The following is a 4,126-nucleotide window of genomic DNA, read 5'->3' as shown; positions in this document are numbered from 1 at the left end:
GGCAGCACCTGACAGGAGCAGCACGATGAACGACGGGACCATGAACGACACGGTGCAGTACCGGATCACGACGCCGCGGCCGATCGACGGGCGCATGCGCAAGGTCGGCGAGGTCGTCGCGCTCACGCCGCGCGAGGCCGAGGCCGAGCTGCCCTGGGGCGGGCTCTCGCCGGTTACGGCCGAGGCGGTCACGGCGGAGGCGAAGCCGTCCACCGGCCGCAAGGGCGGAGGCGCCTGATCATGACCGCGAGGACCACCCGCACCGGCATCGACCCGGAGACCGGCCGCCTGCTGCGCGGCCGGGCTCACGCGGAGTCGTGCGTGCGGCGCATCCTCGCGACCCGGATCGGCACCCGCGTGATGCGGCTCGACCTCGGCGCCGACCTGGCGCCGCTGCGGGGCGAGAACCTCACGGCCGCGAACGTGCTGCGCGCCTATGCCGAGATGGTGACGGCCGTGCATTCGCAGGAGCCGGCGATCCGGTTCCGCAAGATCGAGCCGGCCCTGAAGGACGGCCGCAACGGCGCGATCGCGTTCGTCTTCAGCTACGTCTTCTATCCGTTCGGCCATCTCGGCGACTACACGGTCGCCGAGGACGCCGACGTCCGGGTGCCGATCACGGCGCTGGCGCGCGGCACGGCCGCCGTCTCCGGGGGCTGGTCATGACCGCCTATACGGCCGACACGCTCGACCTGTCGCGCATCGGCGCGCCGACCCTGACCGCGATCGACTTCGAGGCGACGCTCCGCGCACGCCTCCTCGACTTCAAGGCTCGCTGGGACGCGGCCAGGGTGAAGAACCCCGAGCTGCCGGCCTTCGACGTGATCGACGATGCCGGCAATCCGGTGACGCAGTTCGACGCCGGCGTCGTGCTGGCCCAAGAGTTCGCGTTCGGCGAGATCAACGTCCTGCAGGCGATCAACGACCATGCCAACGCGCTGCGGCTCGCGACGTCGGTCGGCGCCGATCTCGACCACGTCGCCATCACGTACAAGGCGACCGAGCGCCTGGTGATCTCGGGCACGCCCGGCAGCGCCGATGCCGTGCTCGAATCCGACGACGAGTATCGGGCGCGCGCCCAGCTCTCCGACGAGGCGCGGCCGCTGTTCGGGCTGACGCCCGGCGGCTACGAGTGGCGGGTCCGCAAGCTCTACGGCGACCGGGTGAAGCATGTGCGCACCCGCAAGCGCCCGGCCGGCTGGCTCGACCTGATCGTGCTGGCGCGCGCCGGCGACGGCACGCCGCCCGAGACGCTGATCGGCGATCTTCAAGCGGCCTTCGACGGCGAGGCCGCGAGCCAGTCCACCGACATCGTCACGGTCTGTCCGGCCCGCATCGTGCCGACGCCGGTCAGCGTGAAGCTGTGGGTGCCGCGCGGGCCGGACCCCGCGGCCGCCGTCGCGGCCGCGGCGACCGCGATCGCGGCGCTCGGCGCCGAGCGCCACAGGATCGGCGAGACGCTGCACCGGCAGGCGATCGGGGCGGTCGCGAAGTCGGGTGCGGTCCGCCACGTCGACGTGATCACGCCGGCCGCCGACGTGGTCGGCGGAATCGACGGCGCGCCCTGGATCTCCGGCATCACGGTCGGCTGGGGGATCGACGCATGAGCGCCGCGTTCCCCTCGCTCCTGCCGATCGCCGGCACGGCCGAGCGCTGTCACAGCCTGGTCAATGCCGACCAGTGGCCCGAGCTGTTCGAGAAGGCCGCGCTCCTGCGCACGCTGTGGGATCCGTGGACCTGTCCCGAGGCGCAGCTGCCGCTGCTCGCCTGGGCGTGGTCGGTCGACGTCTGGAACCCCGGCTGGCCGCTGCATCGCAAGCGCCAGGTGGTCGCCGAGAGCCGCGCGTTCCACGAGGCGAAGACCACCGTGCTCGGCTATCGGATGGCCTGCGGCTATGTGGACGCCGAGTTCGTCCGGGCGCGGCTGCCGCGGCACGCGATCTTCGCCGGCGGCGCGCCGACGCCGGCCTCGCACCAGGCGTGGCTCGACGGGCTCCCGGAGATCCGCATCTACACGGCCGACTATCCGATGCGGCATCGGCCGGTGCGGTTCCTGCTGGCGGACGCAACCATCGTTCAACGCACCTTGAAGGGTCGCTTCGTCGGCCGGCGCACGACAGTCCGCTCGGCCGCCGCGATCGTGCTCGGCCGGTGGCGCCCGGAGCTGCATCGCGGCGGCACCGTGCAACGCCTCGTCTTCGCCGACGTCCGGCGCGACGCCTCCGGCCGGCTGCTGGCGATGGCCGAGCGCCTGATCGTTCCGGGACCGCGGCGCGCGACCACCCAGGTCGGCAAGACGCTGCGCGGCCGGTTCGTCGCCGACGGGGCGCTCGCCGGCCGGCGGGTGATCTCGCTCTCCTTCACGTCCGGCGGCGACGTGTTCATTCCGAACGCCGTCTCGCCGGGCCTGACCGCGATCGACGCGGAACCGCGCCGGATGTGGGAGGCGCGCGAGGGCGGCCGCGGCATCTTCGCCGGCCGCTCGCGGCGGGGCCGCGGCCTGCGGGCGAACCGCGCCGACGAGCAGGCCTATCTGTCGGTCCGGCTCGCGGACGGCTCGTCGGAGACGCTCGGCCGGATGCGCAACCGCGTCGGCCGCTCGCGCATCCGGCCGAGCGTCTNGCCCGGAGGCACGCATCGCCGAGGTCGCCGACGCGCTCGCGATGACGCGGGCCGCCCGCGACACGCTCACCCTCGATCACAACTCGGTCCGGCCGCTCGTCTGGGGCGACCTGGCCAAGGTCTCGGACGACGCGACCTACGGCGTCGTGCTGCGCCGCTAGAGGAGCTACCCCGCATGTACAAGCGCCCGGTGTTCGCCGTCGATCAGGAGGTCACGGAGGAGGACTACGGCCGTCTCGGCCAATGGCCGCAGGAGGGCATCTCCCGGCTCACCGACGACCTCCTGGTGAGCGGCCGTCTCTACAAGGGCTTCACGACCGTCGCGACCAGCCAGAGCGCCGTCGAGGTGGCGGCCGGGCGCCTCTACGACGCCGGCGCCATGTATGCGCTCGAAGCGCCGCTCCCGCTGTCGGTCGCCGAGTGGGTGCCGATCACGCTGGGCCAGAAGGTGTGGGTGGTGCTGATCGGCCAGGGCCGCGAGGACGACGGCTATGTCGAGGCGCGCAACTACGAGCGCGAGGTGGCGGTCTCGGGCGGCGGCACGGCGATCCAGCAGGTGCCGGCGACGGGCGCGCGCGCCCGGGTGCGCAGCGCGATCGTGACGCCTTATCCGGGCTCGCCCTCGGCCATCCCGGTCAAGCCGTCGATCCCGGTCGGGACGCTCGCGATCGCCGACATCCTGATCGGCACCGGCGGCATCGAGAACGTCACGATGCGCACCGCCAACGAGGCGCCGGAGCTCGACCAGCTCGCCGCCGCCTACACAGCCCTGCAGGCGAAGTTCGCGCTGATCGACCAGGAGATCGCCGGCCTGCGCGGCGACCTCGCGGCGCTGGCCCGCCAGCTCAAGCAGGGCGTGTCGCGCGTCGCCTTCCAGGCCGTGCAGGGCGACATCGCCTATCTGAAGGACCGGATGGACGTGCCGGACACCGGCTCGCCCTATGGCGGCGACAACTATCTCGACGAGGGCGAGAGCGACGTCGACAATGTCGACTACAAGGCCCGCATCCTGGAGGGCCTGCGCTTCCCGGCCGCCAACCAGGCCAAGTCGCCGCTCGCCGTCTACAACGCCAACGACGGCAACCTGATGCACGCCGCGCAGGGGCTCGTCTGCGCCAAGTACACCGTGGTGAAGGGGATCGAGCTGGCCGAGCAGGCCGGCACGCTGTCGCTGGGCGGCACCGTCTACCAGACCATGGAGCTGACCCAGATGATGATGAGCCGTCAGGAGACGGCCTACGGCGACTATTTCGAGACCTGCAACAACTCGGCCTGGTGGAACAGCGGCCAGTACGATCCCGCCAAAGGCATCCTGCGCATCGGCGACGAGACCTACGAGGTCGCCAACTATCAGAACGCCACCTTCGGCTGGGGGCTCGGCCACGCCATCATCCGGGTGCGCAAGTTCTGGGAGACCACGACGAAGGCGCCCTACGACGTCTACGCGCCGGTGCCGCACACCATCCAGGGCGTGATCAAGGCGCAGTCCTGGCTGCAGTCGCAG

General features: G+C 71.9%; 4 protein-coding genes and 1 pseudogene. All 5 read left to right on the top strand.

Features of this window, described 5'->3' with window-relative positions; all coding sequences use genetic code 11:
* A partial coding sequence (locus CCR97_RS26705) for a hypothetical protein (protein ID WP_207199591.1) occupies window positions 1-238 on the top strand: 238 nt, incomplete at its 5' end.
* Window positions 239-240: 2 nt separating this feature from the next.
* Entirely contained in the window at window positions 241-666 is a 426-nt protein-coding gene (locus tag CCR97_RS26700) for a GPW/gp25 family protein (RefSeq protein ID WP_201160036.1), read from the top strand.
* The gene (locus CCR97_RS26695; RefSeq protein ID WP_201160035.1) at window positions 663-1,607 is read left to right on the top strand and encodes a baseplate J/gp47 family protein; all 945 of its coding nucleotides are present in this window, start codon (window positions 663-665) and stop codon (window positions 1,605-1,607) included. The genes CCR97_RS26700 and CCR97_RS26695 overlap by 4 nt, the downstream gene beginning before the upstream one ends.
* Window positions 1,604-2,621 (top strand): annotated as a pseudogene (locus tag CCR97_RS32580) (phage tail protein I); the annotation flags it as partial. The gene CCR97_RS26695 and the pseudogene CCR97_RS32580, both read left to right, overlap by 4 nt.
* Before the next feature lie 176 nt (window positions 2,622-2,797).
* On the top strand, window positions 2,798-4,126 hold a 1,329-nt coding region (locus CCR97_RS31440), incomplete at its 3' end, for a hypothetical protein (protein ID WP_207199590.1).

Source organism: Rhodoplanes elegans, from assembly GCF_016653355.1.
GTDB lineage: Bacteria > Pseudomonadota > Alphaproteobacteria > Rhizobiales > Xanthobacteraceae > Rhodoplanes > Rhodoplanes elegans.
This window is presented reverse-complemented; position numbering and strand designations above follow the sequence as displayed.